The sequence below is a fragment of the Pseudomonas chlororaphis genome, from assembly GCF_001921865.1.
Lineage (GTDB): Bacteria > Pseudomonadota > Gammaproteobacteria > Pseudomonadales > Pseudomonadaceae > Aquipseudomonas > Aquipseudomonas chlororaphis_D.
In genome coordinates, this window is record NZ_MSCT01000019.1 from 16,592 (window position 1) to 32,445 (window position 15,854).

Consider the following 15,854-nt stretch of genomic DNA (forward strand, 5'->3'; position numbering starts at 1 on the left):
GGAATCTTGCGATTCGAAGGCCTGCAGGGTAAAACCTCTAGTTAAGTAGAGGTCAAGCAACTTTTATTCGGAACGCGCCATGCTCAATCAACCCGCCGCGCACAAGGAACTCACCGTCGGCCAACTGGCCGCGCGCAGCGGCGTGGCGGTCACGGCCCTGCATTTCTACGAAAGCAAGGGCCTGATCAAGAGCAACCGCAACGCCGGCAACCAGCGCCGTTATCCGCGGGAAGTGTTGCGCCGGGTGGCGTTGATCAAGGTGGCGCAGCGCCTGGGTATTCCCCTGGCGGAAATCGGCGAGGCCCTGCGCACCCTGCCGGACCACCGGGCACCGAGCGCGGCCGACTGGAAGCGCCTTTCGGAGCAGTGGAGCCTTGAGCTGGACGAGCGGATCCAACAACTGACGCTGATGCGCGACCGCCTCAACGGCTGCATCGGCTGCGGCTGCCTGTCGATGGAAGCCTGCCCGCTGCGCAACCAGGGCGACGTCCTCGGCGAACGCGGCCCGGGCGCGCAACTGCTCTAACCCAGCGCCCTCCCTGGCACCCGCGCCGGCCACTGCCTAAAAGCCGGGGGCGATCTGGCCTTTGTAGCGCGTGAGGATGAACTGGCGCACCGCGTCGGAATTCAGGGCCTTGGCCAGTTTCTGGATACCCGGGTCGTTGAGGTTGTCCGGGCGTGCCACCAGGAACTCGATATACAGGTCCTTGCCCTTCTCCACGATCAGCGCGCTGTTGGTGTCGATCCCGGCTTCCAGGGCGTAGTTGGCGAAGACGAACGCCAGGTCCACCTGGCTCACCGAGCGGGCCAGCAAGGCGCCTTCCAGCTCACGGATTTTCAGGTGCTTGGGGTTGTCGACGATATCGCGCTGGGTGGCCAGGGTGTTGCTCGGGTCCTTGAGCGTGATCAACCCGGCTTCGTGCAGCAGCACCAGGGCGCGGCCAGTGTTCACCGGATCGTTGGGGATCGACACGCTGGCGCCTTCTTTCAGCTCGGCGATGCTCTTGATCCGCGTCGAGTAGGCGCCGAACGGCTCGATATGCACGCCCACCACCGGCACCAGGTCGGTGTGTCGGGTCTTGTTGAAGTCGTCGAGGAACGGCCGGTACTGGTAGTAGTTGGCGTCGAGGTTCTTCAACGCCAGTTGCTGGTTGGGCTGGATGAAATCGGTGAACACCTTGATGTCCAGGTCCACGCCTTCCTTGGCCAGTTCCGGCTTGACGAATTCGAGGATCTCGGCGTGAGGCACCGGCGTGGCGCCCACCACCAGTTTCTCGTTGGCGTGAACGCTCAAGGACAGTACGGCGGCCAACAGGGCCAGGGTCTTTTTCATGGGTTGCTCCTAAGGCAGATGCAGAGAGCCGTCGTGGGGCGCACGTGGGGCCGTGTTTTTTGCTTTTAAAAAAGGCCGGGCTCAACGCCGGCTGTAGCGCGCCACCAGGCGGTCGCCGGTCATTTGCAGGGCCTGTACCAGCACCAGCAGCAGGACCACGGTGACCACCATCACGTCGGTCTGGAAACGCTGGTAGCCGTAGCGGATCGCCAGGTCCCCCAGCCCGCCGCCGCCAATCACCCCGGCCATGGCGGTGTAGTCCACCAGCACGATGGCCGTCACCGTGACCGCCGCCAGCAGCCCGCCGCGGGCCTCGGGCAGCAGGGTGTGACGAATGATCTGCCAGGTGCTGCCGCCCATGGCCTGGGTCGCCTCCACCACCCCGCGGTCGACCTCGCGCAGCGCGGTCTCCACCAGCCGGGCGAAGAACGGTGTGCAACCCACCACCAGCGGCGGGATGGTGCCCGGCACCCCCAGCGAGGTGCCGACCAGAAAGGTCGTCAGCGGGATCAACACAATCAGCAAGATGATGAACGGCAGCGAACGCAGCATGTTCACCAGCACCGACAACACCCGGTACACGCCCAGCGATTCATGCAACTGGCGCTTGCCGGTGAGAAACAGCACCACCCCCAGCGGCAGCCCCAGCAGCACGGTAAAACCCAGCGCCGCGCCGAGCATGCTCAGGGTGTCGAGGCAGGCCTGGCCGATGTCGGCCCAGTAGATGTTCTTGAACAGTTCGGCCATGGCTCAGGACCAGTCGTGACGCGGCGGCTTGACCCCGTTGAGCAGCCAGTTGCCGACCACGTGGTACTTCCAGCGCACCGGGTCGTGCAGGGTGTGCACCCGGGCGTTGCGCCAGTGGCGGTCGAAGTTGTGCTGTTTCAGGGTCGAACGGGTGCCACCCAGCTCGAACAGCTTGTTGCTGGCCTCGATAGCGATTTCCGTGGTCAGCACCTTGGCCCTGGCCACCGCCAGCGAGGCCTGGGCGACGCTCTCTTCGTCCGGCGCCGCGCGCGCCGCGTCCAGCACCTGGCCGGCGCGTTCGAGCAGGGCTTCGGCGGCTTCCAGGCGAATGTCCAGGGCGCCGACCTGAATGATGGTCAGCGGGTCTTCGCTGGCCTTCTCCACCCCGGCGTCGATCCACGGTCGGGCGTGCTGTCGCACGAAGGCCACGGTATCGCGCAGGGCGGCGCGGGCGATGCCGGCATCGATGGCGGCGGTGGTCAACTGGGCAAAGGGCCCGGCCAGGGTCGGGCTTTCGTAGGAACGGTACGTGGGGAACAGATTGAACGCCGGGACCCGCAGGTCCTGCGCCAGCACCGTGCCGCTGGAGGTGGTGCGCTGGCCCATGCTGTCCCAGTCGTCGAGCACCGCCAGCCCCGGGGTGCCGCGCTCGACGAAAGCCAACTGGCCCTTCTGCTCTTCATCCAGGGCCAGCACCGCCAGCCAGTGGGCGTACAGCGAACCGGTGCAATAACCCTTGCGCCCGTTGATCAGGTAAGCGTCCCCCGAGCGGCGCACAGTGGCCTGGATGTCCTGGACGTTCTTGCCGCCGGTTTCCGACAGCGCATTGGCAAAACGATGGCCTTGCAACGCCAAGGCGAAAAAGTGCGCCCGCTGCTCGGCGGTGCCTTGCAGGCGGATGTCTTCCAGCAGGCAGTAATGGTTTTGCGGGATCTGCCCCAACGACGGGTCGGCCGCAGAAATGATCGCAATCACCCGGGCCAGCACCGCATAGGAGACCTGGGCGCCGCCGAACTCGCGGGGCACGCTGATGCCCCACAGGCCGCTGTTGGAATACAGGTCGACCACCTCGGCCGGCACCTGGCGCGTGCGATCGCGCTCGGCGTCGCGCTCCAGCAAGACCGCGGCCACCCGCTCGGCCGCCGCCAGGGCCTCGGCGGCGTCGCCGATCACATGGGCAACGGGGGAATGAAGGGGGTAAGCGGCAGATTCGGGCAAGGCAGGCATGTAACGCTCTCGGGCGAATGAAGGGTCGCCAAGTCCATTGCAGCTTCTGTGCCGGAAGATTCGCCCCGTCATTCAAGGGTTTGCGCACACCCGGCGCCTGCCACACCTCCGCCCTAGCGGGCAAATTGCTGGATTGCTGTTGGCAGGCGAACAGCCGCGACTGTTGCCAGGCCGACACCTCGTCGGCCTGGCCCGGCCCGTCGCCCCTGCGGGCCTATAGTGAACCGACGGAAAACCGCACAGGGTTCGCCACCGCGAACCCGACGACGACAAGGAGAACCGCGATGAGCGTTAAACCCATCCCCGAGGGCTACCCCGGCATCACGCCCTACCTGGGGATTGCCCAGGCTGCCCAGGCAATCGAGTTCTACAAGAAAGCCTTCGGCGCCATCCAGACCATGCGCCTGGAAATGCCCGACGGCAGCGTCGGGCATGCCGAACTGCGCATCGGCGACAGCCCGATCATGCTGGGAACGCCCTGCGACCAGGGCCCGCTGAGCAACCCCGACAAATCGCCTTCCGTCGGTCTGCACCTCTACGTCGAAGACGTCGACAAACAGTTCGCCCAAGCCATCGCCGCCGGCGCCCAGGTGGTGTCCGAGGTCAAGGACCAGTTCTACGGCGACCGCAGCGGCACCCTGAAAGACCCGTTCGGCCACCTGTGGTTTGTCGCTACCCGCAAGGAAGACCTGAGCGAGGAGCAGATCAGGCAGCGGGCCATGGAGATGTTTCAGCAGGGCTGAGTTTTCTGCCGGCAAACCGCTGATCGCGAGCACGCTCGCTCCTACAGAAGAGCCCGCACCCCCTGTAGGAGCGAGCGTGCTCGCGATAGCGTCCCCAGACCGTCCACACGCCATTGGTCGCATGGAAACATTTACTTTCATATCGCCTTTCGGGATTTACGATTCTCATTCGTCTTAATTAGATGCAGCAGGCCGCGTTGGCCAAAGCCATGCCGCGGGTTATTCCCGGGGCCGGCGATGCCCGCGACTCCACTCCTCGAATCAAGACGCGTGTTCAATGTCCAAGAAGTCCCGCTCGAAAATCTGGTTTCTCGTTCACAGCTGGCTGGCGCTGCCCATCTGGTTCTTTGTGCTGATCGTCTGCGTCACCGGCACCCTGGCCGTGGTCAGCCAGGAAATCGTCTGGCTGGCCAACCCGGACATCCGCGCCAGCAAACCCACAGACGACGCCGAGCCGCTGAGCTACGACCAGATCATTGCGGCCATCAAGCAGGCCGAGCCGCAGACCCTGGTCGAAAGCATCATCACCTCCGACGAAGCGCATTTCGCCCTGACCGTGGGTGTCAGCTACCCCGATGGCCGCTCTGTCTCGGTCTACGTCAACCCGTACACCGGGGTCATCCAGGGCGTCAGCCCGCAGTTCAACTTCCAGGCCTTCACCCGCGCCCTGCACGGCTGGTGGCTGGTGCCCTTCACCAATGGCTACAGCTGGGGCTGGTACCTGGTCTCGCTGCTCGGCCTGCCGATGCTGGCCTCCCTGGTCACGGGCCTGGTGGTCTACAAAAAGTTCTGGAAGGGCTTTCTCAAGCCGACCCTGCGCCTGCGCCACGGCGCACGGATCTTCTGGGGCGACTTCCATCGCCTGAGCGGCATCTGGTCGATCTGGTTCATCGCGGTGATCTCCGTCACCGGCACCTGGTTCCTGATCGAGGCGATCCTCAGCGACAACCAGATCACCATTTCCAGCGAACCCATCGTGCCGGTGATCGCCCGCGAAAGCGTACCGATCTCCGCCGACGGCAGCCCCGCGCCGATGATCGGCATCGATGAGGCCATCCGCATCGCCACGCAGAAGATCCAGGGCTTCGAAGTCGGTTTCGTCAGCCTGCCGAGCAACGCCTATAGCCATATGTTCATCGGCGGCCGCGGCTGGTATCCGCTGATGTACCAGACCGCCAACCTCAACCCCTATACCGGTTCCGTGGACACCGCCCACCTGCTGTCCCACCGGACGCCGCTGGAGTTCGTCACCGAGTCCATGCGCCCACTGCACACCGGGGATTTCGGCGGCATCTGGATCAAGCTGATCTGGTGCTTCTTCGGCCTGCTGCTGAGCATGATGGTGCTCAGCGGCCTGCTGATCTGGACCAAGCGCACCGCCCTGGCCACTGCCGCGGCGCTCAAGCGCAGCAACAAGGCCCCGCGCTCCAGCGCCGCCGCACACCCGGTCGCGGCCCTGCACACCGAAACGCCGGAGGGCAACCTGTGAGCCAGACCAACCAGGCAACGCCGGCTTCGCCCCTGGGCCAGCTTTGGCATAAATGGCGCTTCCACCTGAATATCCTGCTGTTGCTGATCCCCCTGGGGTTCATGCCCAAGTACTTTGCCGACGCGGCGCTGTTCCGCGGCGACAGCGGCCTGGGCGAGCGCGAAATCGGCGAGGTCCAGGTCGGCCCCTGGAGCCTGCGCCTGGCCGAGCTGCGCAACGAGTCGCCGCGGCTGCAGGGCCCGGCCGGCTACCAGAAAGACTTCAACGCCGCGCTGTGCGAGACCTGCATCGACCAGGTCAAGGCCACCTACCTGCGCATCGGCAAACCCCGCAGCCTGCGCGCCGCCGGGGTGATTTTCTTCGGTACCCCGTACCGCATGGGCGCCACCCTGACCGTGCCGGAAAAGACCAAGGCCGACGCCGAGCTGTGGATCACCATGGAAGGCTGGGACGGCAGCATGCATCAGGCCGCCATTCCCCTGAACCAGGCTTCCCCGGCCACCGTCGCCTGGCTGAACCAACAAGGAGTCAAACCATGATTGCTGTAGCCACCGCCCGCCTGCGCCTGCTCAGCGCCGGCGCGCTCTTGCTCGCCGGCGCCGCGTTCAGCGGCGGCGCCCTGGCCCACAACCCGATGTGCGAGTGCAAGCAGATCGACGGCGAGCAGATCCGCTGCACCGGCGGTTTCTCCGATGGCAGCGGCGCCCCGGGCGTGACCCTGGACGTGATCGGCTACGACGAAACCATCCTCGTGCCGGGCAAGCTCGGCGCCGACTCGACCCTGACCTTCAAGAAGCCCGACGCCGAGTTCTACGTGCTGTTCGACGCCGGCCCCGGCCATGTGGTCGAGATCGACCAAGCCGACATCGAGGCCCCATGAGCACCTCCACCACCCAAGTCGTGCGCCCGGCCGGCGCCGGCCATGAAACCCTGTACATCCTGCTGTTGTGCCTGCTGATCCTCGGCGTCGCCGGTTCCGTGGTGCTCTGGCGCGGCGAAACCACTGAAACCGCCAGCGTCGCCAGCCATCAGCTCGACGCCCGCCGCGACCTCAGCGCCAGCGAACAAGGCATTTATGCCGACCTGCGGGTGACCCTCGACGAAATCCGCCTGCTGCGCGAAGAAGCCCAGGCCCTGCCGACGCCCGAGCAACTGGCCGAGGAGGGTTTCGCCCCCTTCGCCCAGGACGCCAGTTCGGTGAGCCGCGGCGGGCATGCCTGGCAACTGCGCCAGCAGGCTTATATCGGCCTGAGCCAGGACAACGCGGTGGCCGGTTCGCTGCTGATGCGCATCGCCGCAGACCCGGACGCCGCGCCGGACATCTGGCTCAACCGCGCCCCGTCCCTCGCCGTCCCCGACGACCTCAGCGACGCCGCCCTGGCCAGTGCCGGCTGGCAGCAGGTAGTCGCGCAATTCGATGCCGGAGTGACCCGCCAGCATCGCCACTGAACCCACGCCTTCACCCGAGAGAAGACCGCTAGCCCATGCCTATTCCATCGCAACGCCGCCCGTTCCTGCGGGTGCTGCTGGTCAGCCTGTTCGCCCTGCTGCTCAGCCCTCTCGCCACGGCCGACCAGGCCAAGCGCCTGCGGATCGGCATCACCCTGCACCCGTACTACAGCTACGTGGCGAACATCGTCGGCGACAAGGCCGATGTCGTGCCGCTGATTCCCGCCGGCTTCAACCCCCACGCCTATGAACCGCGCGCCGAAGACATCAAGCGCATCGGCACCCTGGACGTGATCGTGCTCAACGGCGTCGGCCACGACGACTTCGCCGACCGCATGATCGAGGCCAGCGAGCGCCCGGACATCCCGGTGATCGAAGCCAACCAGAACGTGCCGCTGCTGGCCGCCACCGGCATCGCCGCGCGCGGCGCCGGCAAGGTGGTCAACCCGCACACCTTCCTGTCCATCAGCGCCTCCATCGCCCAGGTCAATAACATCGCCCGCGAGCTGGGCAAGATGGACCCGGCCAACGCCAAGACCTACACCCAGAACGCCCGCGCCTACGGCAAGCGCCTGCGGCAGATGCGCGCCGATGCCCTGGCCAAGCTGACCAAGGCGCCCAACGCCGACCTGCGGGTGGCCACGGTGCACGCCGCCTACGACTACCTGCTGCGCGAATTCGGTCTGGAAGTCACCGCCGTGGTCGAGCCGGCCCATGGCATCGAGCCGAGCCCGAGCCAGCTGAAAAAGACCATCGACCAACTGCGCGAACTGGACGTCAAGGTGATCTTCTCCGAGATGGATTTCCCGTCCACCTACGTCGACACCATCCAGCGCGAGTCCGGGGTCAAGCTGTACCCGCTGTCGCACATTTCCTACGGCGACTACAGCGCCGAGAAGTACGAGAAGGAAATGAAAGGCAACCTCGACACCGTGGTCCGGGCGATTCAGGAGGCCGGCGCATGACCGCCATCGAGACCCTGCTGCAGGGCCCGGCCATCGAGTTCGACCAGGTTGGCCTGACCCTGGGCCGCACCACCATCCTCGACAACGTCAGCTTCAAGGTGCAGCCCGGCACCGTGCACGCGCTGGTCGGCCCCAACGGCGGCGGCAAGAGCTCGCTGATCAAGACCCTGCTCGGACAAATGCCGCACCAGGGCCAGTTGCGCCTGCAATGGCCGGGCGAACCGGGGACAATCGGCTATGTGCCGCAAGCCCTGGAATTCGACCGCGGCCTGCCAATGACCGTCGACGACTTCATGGCCGCCATGTGCCAACGCCGCCCCGCCTTCCTCGGCCTGAGCCGGCATTACGCCGCGGCCATCGGCGAAGCCCTGGAACGGGTCGGCATGCAAGACAAGCGTAAACGGCGCATGGGCGCGCTGTCCGGCGGCGAACGCCAGCGCGTGCTGCTGGCCCAGGGCCTGATCCCGGCGCCGCAACTGCTGGTGCTCGACGAACCCATGTCGGCCCTCGACGAGGCCGGCATCCAGGTGTTCGAGCGCCTGCTCGGCGACTGGCGCCAGGCCGGCATCACCCTGTTGTGGATCGAACACGACCTGGAAGCGGTCGGCCGCCTGGCGGACCGGGTCACCGGCCTGCATCGCCAGGTGCTGTTCGACGCCCACCCGCAACAGGCCCTGACCCCGGACCGCCTGCTGACGCTGTTTTCCACCCACCCGCGCGCCGCGGACGTTGCCAGCGGGAGTGCCGCCTGATGAGTTACGAAGCCTTTCGCCTGATGGTCCAGGGCTGGGCCTCCTCCGGTTACCTGCCGGAAGCCCTGGCCTACGGATTCGTGGTCAACGCCCTGCTCGCCGGCCTGCTGATCGGCCCGGTGCTGGGCGGGCTGGGCACCCTGGTGGTGGTCAAGCGCTTCGCGTTCTTTTCCGAAGCGGTGGGCCACGCCGCGCTGACCGGGGTGGCCATCGGCATTCTGCTGGGCGAGCCCTACACCGGCCCGTACGGCAGCCTGTTCGGCTACTGCCTGCTGTTCGGCATCCTGCTCAACTACCTGCGCAACCGCACCGGCCTGGCCCCAGACACCCTGATCGGCGTATTCCTCTCGGTGTCCCTGGCCCTGGGCGCCAGCCTGCTGCTGATCCTCGCCGGCAAGATCAACGTGCACATCCTGGAAAACGTGCTGTTCGGCTCGGTGCTCACGGTCAACGGCAACGACCTGCTGGTGCTGCTGGTCGTCGGCGCCCTGGTGATGGGCCTGAGCCTGCCCCTGTACAACCGCATCATGCTGGCCAGCTTCAACCCGCAACTGGCGGCCGTGCGCGGCGTCGCGGTGAAAACCCTGGACTACCTGTTCGTGATCCTGGTGACCCTGATCACCGTGGCCGCGGTGAAGGTCATCGGCGCGATCCTGGTGGGCGCCCTGCTGGTGATTCCGGCCGCCGCCGCGCGCCTGTTGAGCCAGTCGCTCAAGGGCTTCTTTTGGATCTCGGTGCTGATCGCCACGGTCAGCACCCTGTGCGGCATCCTGCTGCCGATCCTCTTCGACCTGCCGGTCCCCTCCGGCGCCGCGATCATCCTGGTGGCCGGCGTCGCCTTCGCCCTGGCCGCCATCGCCCGCGGCATCGTCCCCAGCCTCAAAGGGAATATCGGATAAATGCACAGTTCATTGCGTCCCCTGGCTCTTGCCCTGGCCCTCAGCGGGCTGGTCAGTACCCCGGCACTGGCCGAACTCGACCGCTTCGAACCCATGCGCATGCTGGCTTCCAGCGGCATGGGCAACACCGCGCTGCACAGCGCCACGGCGAGCAAGCCAGTGACGGTCCTGGCCTCCCTGCCGGTGACCTTCGGCCTCGGCCAGATCCTGCTGCAAGGCACCGACGTGCGGCTCGAACGCGCCGCCCCGGACAACCTGCCGGGCTCGCGCCAGACCGCCTACTTCACCGGACGCGGCGCCCCGGCGCTGCACAAGCTGGCGCTCGACGCCGACGCGGTGATCGGCCTGCGCTCGATCTGGCCGGACGACCCGCTGTACCCCAACGCCCGGCGCAGCAACATCCGCGTGGTCGAAGTCGATGCCGCGCGCCCGGTGGACGGCGCCCTGCCCGGGGTAGCCCTGCAACCCGGCAAGAGCGACGGCCTGAACAGCCAGCCCTGGCAATCGAGCAACAACCTGGGGCGCATGGCCGACGTGCTGGCCGCCGACCTGGTACGTCTGGCCCCCGCCGCCAAGCCGAAGATCGACGCTAACCTGGCCAGCCTCAAGCAGCGCCTGCTCAAGCTCAGCGCCGACGCCGAGGCGCAGTTGGCCAACGCCGACAACCTCAGCGTCGTCAGCCTCAGCGATCACTTCGCCTATCTGGTCAGCGGGCTCAACCTGGAACTGCTGGAAACCGACGCCCGCGCCGACAACGAATGGACGCCCGAAGCCCTGCAACAGCTGCAAGCCAGGCTCAAGGACAACGACGTGGCGCTGGTCCTGCATCACCGCCAGCCCAGCGACGCGCTCAAGGCCGCCATCAGCGCCGCCGGCAGCCAACTGCTGGTGCTACCCACCGACAGCGCCGATCCGCTGGGGGAGCTGGAGAGCAATATCGGCCAGGTCACCAGCGCCCTGGCGCCGAAGAGCTGATCTACCACAATCTCTGGGGGAAAGGGCGCAGCTTACAAATTCCCCCAAGAATCGCCCGCCTCGCCGGTGCTAGCCTGCTGCTCCCCCACAGGACAGGAGGCCCCGCCATGAGTGACTACCTCAAGCTCAACCAGGCCAACTGGGACGAGCGCGCCCCGCTGCACGCGGCCTCGCCGGACTACCAGGCGCAGCTGTTCGTCGACGACCCGCGGCACCTGTCCGAGGTGGTGCGCTTCGACCTGCCGCTGCTGGGGGATATCGACGGCCTGCGCGGCGTGCATCTGCAATGCCATATCGGCACCGATACCCTGTCGCTGGCACGCCTCGGCGCGCGGATGACCGGACTCGACTTCTCCCCCGCCTCACTGGCCGAGGCCCGGGCCCTGGCAGCGCGTACGGGGACCGCCATCGACTTCGTCCAGTCCGACGTCTACAAGGCCAGCGAGGCATTGCCCAAGGGCGCGTTCGACCTGGTCTACACCGGCATCGGCGCCCTGTGCTGGCTGCCCAGCGTCGACACCTGGGCGCGCAACGTCAGCGAACTGCTCAAGCCCGGCGGCCGCCTGTTCATCCGCGAAGGCCACCCCATGCTCTGGACCCTGGACGAACGCCATGCCGACACCCTGGTCGTCAGCCTGCCGTACTTCGAGCACCGCGAACCGCTGGTCTGGGACGACGACAGCACCTACGTCAGCACCGACCGCCCGCTCACGGCCACGGTCACCCATTCGTGGAACCATGGCCTGGGGGAAATCGTCAGTGCGTTGCTCAAGTACGGCCTGGAGATCCGCGGCCTGGTGGAACACCAGAGCATCCCCTGGGAAGCCCTGCCCGGGCAGATGGACTGCGACGAGCACGGCGAATGGCATCTCAAGGAACAGCCCCTGCGCCTGCCGCTGAGCTACACCCTGCAAGCCGTCAAACGCTGAGCCTACGCCCACAAAAAAGCCCCGTCCTCTCACGAGGGCGGGGCTTTTCTTGTCTGAACCACTCACAGGCAGGCCGCCGCTATCTCTGTAGCCGCTGCCGAGCCTGCGAGGCTGCGATCGCCTGCGCAGCAGGCGCAAACCCCGGGCCTGCGGTGGGTCAGGATAATTACATTGCCCCGTTGCGGCCGCTTCGTCGGAATGCCGCCCAACCCATACGCCGCCTCGCCAAGGCTCGGCAGCGGCTACAGGCTGGCTGTAATCAGTTGGCGGCAGCCTGGGCATCCATCTTCTGGCGCAGGCTCAACGGACGCATGTCGGTCCAGACCTCTTCGATATAGGCCAGGCATTCCTTCTTCAGGCCGCTCTTGCCCACGGTGCGCCAGCCTTGCGGCACGGCCTTGTAGTCGGGCCAGATCGAATATTGCTCTTCGTGGTTGACCACTACCTGAAAGAGGATGTCCTCGCGGTCGAATACTGACGTCATTGCTTGTCTCCATCGCTGTAAGGCTCGCTGCGCCAGTCGCGCAGCGGTTGTGAATTAAGGAACGTTCCGGCCCCGCGGAAAATTAGAGGCTGTCCACCGCGGCGGCCAACGCCCGGCTGAAAATATCCGCCACCTGGTCGATCTGCGCCGCGGTGATCACCAACGGCGGCAGGAAACGCACCACGCTGCCGTGGCGCCCGCCCATTTCCAGGATCAACCCGCGCTTGAGGCATTCGCGCTGCACCAGCGGCGCCAGGCGGCTGAACTGCGGCGGATGGCCCAGGGCGTCTTTCTCGCCGCTCGGGTCCACCAGCTCGATCCCGAGCATCAGGCCGCGACCGCGGATATCGCCCATCTGCGGGTAATCGCGCTGCAGGATCCGCAAATGCTCGCCCAGGCGCTCGCCCATGGCCGCGGCGTGCTCGGCCACCTTGTGCTCCTTGAGGTAGCGCATCACCGCGGAACCGGTGGCCATGGCCATCTGGTTGCCGCGGAAAGTGCCGGCGTGGGCGCCCGGCAGCCAGGTGTCGAGCCAGTCGCGGTAGACCACCACCGCCATCGGCAGGCTGCCGCCGATGGCTTTGGACATCACCACCACATCGGGGATGATCCCCGCGTGTTCGAAGGCGAACATCTTGCCGGTGCGGCCGAAACCGCTCTGGATCTCGTCGACGATCAAGGCCACACCGGCCTTCTCGGTGAGCCGCCGCAAGCCGCGCAGCCAGTCGAGGTCGGCGGGAATCACCCCGCCCTCGCCCTGCACCGGCTCGACGATGATCGCCGCCGGCAGTTGCACGCCGGCTTCCGGGTCGCTGAGCAGGTTTTCCAGGTAGCTCAGGTTGGCTTTCACCCCCGCCTCGCCGCCCAGGCCGAACGGGCAGCGGTAGTCGTAGGGGAACGGCAGGATCTGTACGCCGTTGGTCAGCAGCGCGCCCAACGGCCGCTTCGGCCCCAGGCTGCCCATCAGGCTCAAGGCGCCCTGGGTCATGCCGTGGTAGGCGCCCTGGAACGACAGCACAGTGCTGCGGCCGGTGGCGGTCCGCGCCAGTTTCAGCGCCGCTTCCACGGCGTCGGTGCCGGTAGGGCCGCAGAACTGGATCTTCGCCTCGGCGGCCAACGCCTGCGGCAACAGGCCGAACAGGTCCTGGACGAACTGGTCCTTGACCGGCGTGGTCAGGTCCAGGGTCAGCAGCGGCAGTTCGTCGGCCAGCACCTGCTGGATCGCCTCGATCACCACCGGGTGGTTATGGCCCAGGGCCAGGGTGCCGGCACCGGCCAGGCAGTCGATGAAACGCCGGCCTTCGACGTCCTCGACGTGAATGCCGCTCGCGCGCTTGAGCGCCAACGGAATGCGTCGCGGGTAGCTGCGGGCATTGGATTCCTGCTGGTTCTGACGGGCCAGCAACGGCGATTCGGTGAACTGGTAAAGCGTCTCTTCCGGCGCGGGGCTGACCCGCGCGGGCTGATCGTCGACAAGGCTGGTAGCAACTGACATCTCTCGAATCCTCACGCTGATGAGTTGAGCGAAACCGCACACCACACAGGTACGCAGCCGGTTCAGCGCGCACTCGCAGGTTTTCCTGTTCTGGAAACGCATCAGCGGGGGGAGGATTTACACCCAAGGGAGGGTTTATTGCGTATCAACCGCAAAGGTGATGGCGAACATCAGAACGCCATCGTGAGCAAGCTCGCGCCTACAGGAGCGGGCTTGCTCGCGATAGGCCGTCAGGCCGATTGCAAAGGCATGGTCAACTCGACCCGCAAGCCATCGGGCCGGCTGTCGAAATGCAGCACGCACCCGCAGCGCTGGACGATCGCCTGGACAATCGCCAGGCCCAGGCCGCAGCCGGTGCTCTGGCCATTGCGCCAGAAGCGTTGGGTCAGGTGTTGCAGGTCCTCGTCGGGAATCCCGTCGCCGTGGTCGCGCACCTGGAAACGCACGCGGTTGCCGATGGTTTCCAGGTTCAACTCCACCGGCGCATCGCTCGGAGTATGGCGCAAGGCGTTGTCCAGCAGGTTGCGCAGCGCGGCGATGGCCAGCACCGAGGGCATTTCCAGCGGGGCGGCCGACAACCGTTCGTCGATATGCAGCCTGACCCGTTGGCGCGCGCCGCTGGCGGCATCCTGGATCGCGGTTTTCGCCACCTGCTCGGCATTGCACTGCACGCCGTCCTCGAACGACAGGCTGCCCTCGACCCGCGCCAGCAACAGCAGCTGCTCCAGGGTCCGGTGCAAGCGGTCGGCGCCCTCTTCGGCCCGGGCCAGGGATTGATCGCGGGCCGCGCCGTCGGTCATGCGCGCCACTTGCAGGTGAGTCTTGATCGCCGTCAGCGGGCTACGCAGTTCGTGGGCCGCATCGCCAGTCAGGCGGCGTTCGCGCTCGATGGTCTTGCCGATGCGCTGGAACAGCTGGTTCTGGGTTTCCAGGAGCGGCCGCAATTCGCTGGGCAGCGGGTGGATCTGCAAGGGTTCCAGGGAATCAGCGCTGCGCCGCATCAAGGCATCGCGCATGCGGTTCAGCGGCGCCAGGCCCTGGCCGATGCCCAGCCACAACAGCCACAGGCAGCCCAGCAACGCCACGCCGACCGGCACCGAAGCGGCCAGCAGCACCGACATGTTCAGGGCCTCGCGCTCGACCTGACGGTCGGCGGTGGTGATGCGCAAATCGCCCCGGGCCAGGGTGAAACTGCGCCAGCGCACGCCGTCGATCGTCTGGTCATGGAAACCCAGGCGCTCGGCCTCGAGCTTTTCGTCGGGATGGTTATGGCTGCGGGCCAGGATCTCGCCGCGCAGGGAGCTGACCTGGCAAGCCATGCCGCCAGGAATATTCAGTTGTTCGGCGCTGAAATGGGTGCCCTCGCCCTTGCTCGGCAGCGCCGGCAATTGCTCCAGGAGGCCGGCGACCATGCGCGCCGACGCCACCAGGCGCTGGTCCAGGGAAAACATCATCTGGTTGCGCAGGTCGCTGAACATCCAGGCCGCCGCCAGGGCCCAGATCAGCACGAACGCCGCGCCGATGGTCAGGCTCAGGCGCAAACGCAGGCTGATCACTTACGCCTCCTCCCCGCCGTCCGCCGGCCCCAGGCGATAGCCCAGGCCGCGCACGGTCTCGACGATGCCATTGCCGAGCTTGCGCCGCAGGTGGTGGATATGAACGTTGAGGGCATTGCTCTCCAGCTCGTCGTTGAAACCGTAGACGCTGTCCTTGAGCTGTTCGCTAGACAGCACCCGGCCGCGGTTGTGCAGCAGCGCCTGGAGCAGCGACTGCTCACGCCGCGACAGGTCTACCGGCTGGCCGCCGAGCAGGGTCTCGCGGGTGCTCGGGTCGTAGGTCAGGCGCCCGTGCTCGATCAGGTTGACGCTGCGCCCCGCCACCCGGCGCAACAGGGTATGCAGGCGTGCCGCCAGTTCGCGCAGGTCGAAGGGCTTGAGCAGGTAATCGTCGGCGCCGGCCTGCAGGCCGTCGACCCGGTCGGTGACCGAGTCCCGCGCAGTGAGGATCAGCACGGGGATTTCCAGGCCGTTGTGGCGCAGTTGCTTGAGCAGCTTAAGACCGTCCTCGTCGGGCAGGCCGAGGTCGAGCACCATCACGTCGAATTCCGCCACGCCGAGCATGGCCCGCGCCGCCGAGGCCGTGGCCACGTGCTCGACCGTCAGGCCCTGGGCGGTGAGGCCGGCCACGATTCCGCTGGCGATCAGTTCGTCATCTTCGCAGACCAATACGTGCATGGTGAAACCTGTAGGAAAAAGTGCATTAAAATGAGCGCCGATTAAGCCGACATTATGCCTGCACCGCCAGTGTCACAAGGCGTCCAGGGTTAATCATCGGTTAATCGCCATCGGCCATTGTGCCCGTCACTTG

General features: G+C 66.4%; 18 protein-coding genes. 11 read left to right on the plus strand and 7 right to left on the minus strand.

All coding sequences use genetic code 11. The features are described 5' to 3' along the window. Window positions 1–79 precede the first annotated feature (79 nt). A complete protein-coding gene (gene soxR, locus BTN82_RS20230) occupies window positions 80–526 on the plus strand; it encodes a redox-sensitive transcriptional activator SoxR (protein WP_075120886.1) in 447 nt (148 codons plus the stop codon). A gap of 36 nt (window positions 527–562) precedes the next feature. Here the strand turns inward: soxR and BTN82_RS20235 are convergent, their stop codons facing one another. The 3 genes from BTN82_RS20235 to BTN82_RS20245 form a co-directional block, all read right to left on the minus strand. Beyond that, window positions 563–1,333, minus strand: coding sequence for a MetQ/NlpA family ABC transporter substrate-binding protein (locus tag BTN82_RS20235; protein WP_075120887.1), 771 nt, complete (start codon window positions 1,331–1,333; stop codon window positions 563–565). 81 nt (window positions 1,334–1,414) lie between these two features. After that, window positions 1,415–2,080 carry a methionine ABC transporter permease gene (locus tag BTN82_RS20240; RefSeq protein WP_075120888.1) on the minus strand — a complete coding sequence of 222 codons (666 nt, stop codon included), beginning with the start codon at window positions 2,078–2,080 and terminating at the stop codon, window positions 1,415–1,417. A 3-nt stretch (window positions 2,081–2,083) separates the two neighbouring features. Continuing rightward, a complete protein-coding gene (locus BTN82_RS20245; protein WP_075120889.1) occupies window positions 2,084–3,307 on the minus strand; it encodes an SfnB family sulfur acquisition oxidoreductase in 1,224 nt (407 codons plus the stop codon). Window positions 3,308–3,591: 284 nt separating this feature from the next. Between BTN82_RS20245 and BTN82_RS20250 the strand changes: the two genes are divergently transcribed. The 10 genes from BTN82_RS20250 (at window position 3,592) to BTN82_RS20295 (ending at window position 11,508) form a co-directional block, all read left to right on the plus strand. Continuing rightward, window positions 3,592–4,050, plus strand: a complete 459-nt coding sequence (locus BTN82_RS20250) for a VOC family protein (protein WP_075120890.1) — start codon at window positions 3,592–3,594, stop codon at window positions 4,048–4,050. Between the two features lie 277 nt (window positions 4,051–4,327). After that, on the plus strand, window positions 4,328–5,539 hold the full coding sequence (locus tag BTN82_RS20255; protein WP_075120891.1) for a PepSY-associated TM helix domain-containing protein: 1,212 nt from the start codon (window positions 4,328–4,330) through the stop codon (window positions 5,537–5,539). Next, window positions 5,536–6,078, plus strand: a complete 543-nt coding sequence (locus BTN82_RS20260) for a thiamine pyrophosphate-binding protein (RefSeq protein ID WP_075120892.1) — start codon at window positions 5,536–5,538, stop codon at window positions 6,076–6,078. Before BTN82_RS20255 ends, BTN82_RS20260 begins: the two co-directional genes overlap by 4 nt. After that, the gene (locus BTN82_RS20265; protein WP_410002837.1) at window positions 6,078–6,419 is read left to right on the plus strand and encodes a hypothetical protein; all 342 of its coding nucleotides are present in this window, start codon (window positions 6,078–6,080) and stop codon (window positions 6,417–6,419) included. Before BTN82_RS20260 ends, BTN82_RS20265 begins: the two co-directional genes overlap by 1 nt. Continuing rightward, window positions 6,416–6,988: a DUF6162 family protein gene (locus BTN82_RS20270; RefSeq protein WP_075120894.1), complete on the plus strand. Its 573-nt coding sequence runs from the start codon at window positions 6,416–6,418 to the stop codon at window positions 6,986–6,988. The genes BTN82_RS20265 and BTN82_RS20270 overlap by 4 nt, the downstream gene beginning before the upstream one ends. A 35-nt stretch (window positions 6,989–7,023) precedes the next feature. Then, the gene (locus BTN82_RS20275) at window positions 7,024–7,953 is read left to right on the plus strand and encodes a metal ABC transporter substrate-binding protein (protein WP_075120895.1); all 930 of its coding nucleotides are present in this window, start codon (window positions 7,024–7,026) and stop codon (window positions 7,951–7,953) included. After that, the gene (locus BTN82_RS20280; protein ID WP_075120896.1) at window positions 7,950–8,705 is read left to right on the plus strand and encodes a metal ABC transporter ATP-binding protein; all 756 of its coding nucleotides are present in this window, start codon (window positions 7,950–7,952) and stop codon (window positions 8,703–8,705) included. The genes BTN82_RS20275 and BTN82_RS20280 overlap by 4 nt, the downstream gene beginning before the upstream one ends. Next, a complete protein-coding gene (locus BTN82_RS20285) occupies window positions 8,705–9,604 on the plus strand; it encodes a metal ABC transporter permease (protein ID WP_075120897.1) in 900 nt (299 codons plus the stop codon). Before BTN82_RS20280 ends, BTN82_RS20285 begins: the two co-directional genes overlap by 1 nt. Further along, a complete protein-coding gene (locus BTN82_RS20290) occupies window positions 9,605–10,579 on the plus strand; it encodes a metal ABC transporter solute-binding protein, Zn/Mn family (RefSeq protein ID WP_075120898.1) in 975 nt (324 codons plus the stop codon). It abuts the gene before it with no gap. A 107-nt stretch (window positions 10,580–10,686) separates the two neighbouring features. Beyond that, window positions 10,687–11,508 carry a class I SAM-dependent methyltransferase gene (locus BTN82_RS20295; RefSeq protein ID WP_075120899.1) on the plus strand — a complete coding sequence of 274 codons (822 nt, stop codon included), beginning with the start codon at window positions 10,687–10,689 and terminating at the stop codon, window positions 11,506–11,508. A 259-nt stretch (window positions 11,509–11,767) separates the two neighbouring features. Here the strand turns inward: BTN82_RS20295 and BTN82_RS20300 are convergent, their stop codons facing one another. The 4 genes from BTN82_RS20300 to BTN82_RS20315 form a co-directional block, all read right to left on the minus strand. Next, window positions 11,768–11,992 (minus strand): MbtH family protein, encoded by a 225-nt coding sequence (locus BTN82_RS20300; protein ID WP_053280257.1) that lies wholly within the window; start codon window positions 11,990–11,992, stop codon window positions 11,768–11,770. 82 nt (window positions 11,993–12,074) lie between these two features. Then, window positions 12,075–13,487, minus strand: coding sequence for an aspartate aminotransferase family protein (locus BTN82_RS20305; RefSeq protein WP_075120900.1), 1,413 nt, complete (start codon window positions 13,485–13,487; stop codon window positions 12,075–12,077). A gap of 230 nt (window positions 13,488–13,717) precedes the next feature. Further along, a complete protein-coding gene (locus BTN82_RS20310) occupies window positions 13,718–15,043 on the minus strand; it encodes an ATP-binding protein (protein WP_075120901.1) in 1,326 nt (441 codons plus the stop codon). Continuing rightward, complete coding sequence (locus BTN82_RS20315) at window positions 15,044–15,721, minus strand: response regulator (protein WP_075120902.1); 678 nt, start codon at window positions 15,719–15,721, stop codon at window positions 15,044–15,046. Window positions 15,722–15,854: the final 133 nt, after the last annotated feature.

What these genes read in the sequence shown, in the direction of transcription:
- BTN82_RS20295 (WP_075120899.1), top strand. Translation starts at nt 10,687, where the DNA reads ATGAGTGACTACCTCAAGCTCAACCAGGCCAACTGGGACGAGCGCGCC.
- BTN82_RS20270 (WP_075120894.1), top strand. Translation starts at nt 6,416, where the DNA reads ATGAGCACCTCCACCACCCAAGTCGTGCGCCCGGCCGGCGCCGGCCAT.
- BTN82_RS20255 (WP_075120891.1), top strand. Translation starts at nt 4,328, where the DNA reads ATGTCCAAGAAGTCCCGCTCGAAAATCTGGTTTCTCGTTCACAGCTGG.
- BTN82_RS20275 (WP_075120895.1), top strand. Translation starts at nt 7,024, where the DNA reads ATGCCTATTCCATCGCAACGCCGCCCGTTCCTGCGGGTGCTGCTGGTC.
- BTN82_RS20250 (WP_075120890.1), top strand. Translation starts at nt 3,592, where the DNA reads ATGAGCGTTAAACCCATCCCCGAGGGCTACCCCGGCATCACGCCCTAC.
- BTN82_RS20300 (WP_053280257.1), bottom strand. Translation starts at nt 11,992, where the DNA reads ATGACGTCAGTATTCGACCGCGAGGACATCCTCTTTCAGGTAGTGGTC.
- BTN82_RS20240 (WP_075120888.1), bottom strand. Translation starts at nt 2,080, where the DNA reads ATGGCCGAACTGTTCAAGAACATCTACTGGGCCGACATCGGCCAGGCC.
- BTN82_RS20290 (WP_075120898.1), top strand. Translation starts at nt 9,605, where the DNA reads ATGCACAGTTCATTGCGTCCCCTGGCTCTTGCCCTGGCCCTCAGCGGG.
- BTN82_RS20245 (WP_075120889.1), bottom strand. Translation starts at nt 3,307, where the DNA reads ATGCCTGCCTTGCCCGAATCTGCCGCTTACCCCCTTCATTCCCCCGTT.
- BTN82_RS20315 (WP_075120902.1), bottom strand. Translation starts at nt 15,721, where the DNA reads ATGCACGTATTGGTCTGCGAAGATGACGAACTGATCGCCAGCGGAATC.
- BTN82_RS20305 (WP_075120900.1), bottom strand. Translation starts at nt 13,487, where the DNA reads ATGTCAGTTGCTACCAGCCTTGTCGACGATCAGCCCGCGCGGGTCAGC.
- BTN82_RS20285 (WP_075120897.1), top strand. Translation starts at nt 8,705, where the DNA reads ATGAGTTACGAAGCCTTTCGCCTGATGGTCCAGGGCTGGGCCTCCTCC.
- soxR (WP_075120886.1), top strand. Translation starts at nt 80, where the DNA reads ATGCTCAATCAACCCGCCGCGCACAAGGAACTCACCGTCGGCCAACTG.
- BTN82_RS20235 (WP_075120887.1), bottom strand. Translation starts at nt 1,333, where the DNA reads ATGAAAAAGACCCTGGCCCTGTTGGCCGCCGTACTGTCCTTGAGCGTT.
- BTN82_RS20280 (WP_075120896.1), top strand. Translation starts at nt 7,950, where the DNA reads ATGACCGCCATCGAGACCCTGCTGCAGGGCCCGGCCATCGAGTTCGAC.